At 69.4% G+C, this 1,278-nt stretch carries 1 protein-coding gene; it reads left to right on the top strand.

All coding sequences use genetic code 11. The features are described 5' to 3' along the window. Positions 1-1,278, top strand: a 1,278-nt coding sequence (mctP, locus tag AB0O00_RS40020) for a monocarboxylate uptake permease MctP (protein WP_363659588.1), incomplete at both ends; no start/stop codon positions are given.

Genomic DNA, 1,278 nt, shown 5'->3' with positions numbered 1-1,278 from the left:
CCTCGACGAATGGGGCCTCGGCGGACGCTCGTTCGGAACCTGGATCACCTGGTTCCTGCTCGGCGGCGACGTCTACACCGCGTACACCTTCGTCGCCGTCCCGGCGGCCGTCTACGCGGCCGGGGCGGCCGGCTTCTTCGCCGTGCCCTACACCATCGTCGTCTACCCGCTGATCTTCACGTTCCTGCCCCGCCTGTGGTCCGTCTCCGCCAGGCACGGGTACGTGACCGCGGCCGACTTCGTCCGCGGACGCCACGGCTCCAAAGCCCTGTCCCTCGCCGTCGCCTTCACCGGCCTGCTCGCCACCATGCCCTACATCGCCCTCCAACTCGTCGGCATCCAGGCCGTCCTGGACGTCATGGGTCTGAGCGGCACCGGGAACAGCGCCTGGTACGTCAAGGACCTGCCGCTGCTCCTCGCGTTCGGCGTCCTGGCGGCCTACACCTACTCCTCCGGTCTGCGCGCCCCCGCGATGATCGCCTTCGTCAAGGACGCCCTGATCTACGTCGTCATCCTGGTGGCGATCGTCTACATCCCCTTCAGGCTCGGCGGTTTCGGCGCCGTCTTCGACCGGGCCGGCGAGGCCCTGGCCCAGAGCAGCCCCGCCACCGGGAAGTCGCACGGCTCGCTCCTCCTCGACCCGCACGCCCACTGGACGTACGCCACCCTCGCGCTGGGGTCGGCGATGGCCATGTTCATGTACCCGCACTCGATCACCGCGACGCTCTCCAGCGCCAACCGCGACGTCATCCGCCGCAACACCACGATCATGCCGCTCTACACCCTGATGCTCGGCCTGCTCGCACTGCTCGGCTTCATGGCCCTCGCCGCCGACGTCAAGGTCGCCAACGGCCAACTCGCCATCCCGCAGCTGTTCGCGACGCTCTTCCCGTCCTGGTTCGCGGGCATCGCGTTCGCGGCGATCGGCATCGGCGCCCTGGTGCCGGCCGCCATCATGTCCATCGCCGCCGCCAACCTGTTCACGAGGAACATCTACAAGGAGCTCGTCCGTCCCGGGGCCACGCCCGCGCAGGAGACCCGCGTCTCCAAACTGGTCTCGCTGCTCGTGAAGGTCGGCGCCCTGGTCTTCGTCCTCACCATGGACAAGACCGTCGCGATCAACTTCCAGCTCCTCGGCGGCGTCTGGATCCTCCAGACCTTCCCCGCCCTGGTCGGCGGCCTGTTCACCCGCTGGTTCCACCGCTGGGCCCTGCTCGCCGGCTGGGCCGCCGGCATGGCCTACGGCACCTGGACCGCCTACGGCGTGGCCACCCCCGC

This window comes from Kitasatospora sp. NPDC093558 (assembly GCF_040683475.1).
Classification (GTDB): Bacteria; Actinomycetota; Actinomycetes; order Streptomycetales; family Streptomycetaceae; genus Kitasatospora.
Note: the sequence above shows the minus strand (reverse complement) of the source record. Positions and strands in the feature narration are given on the sequence as shown.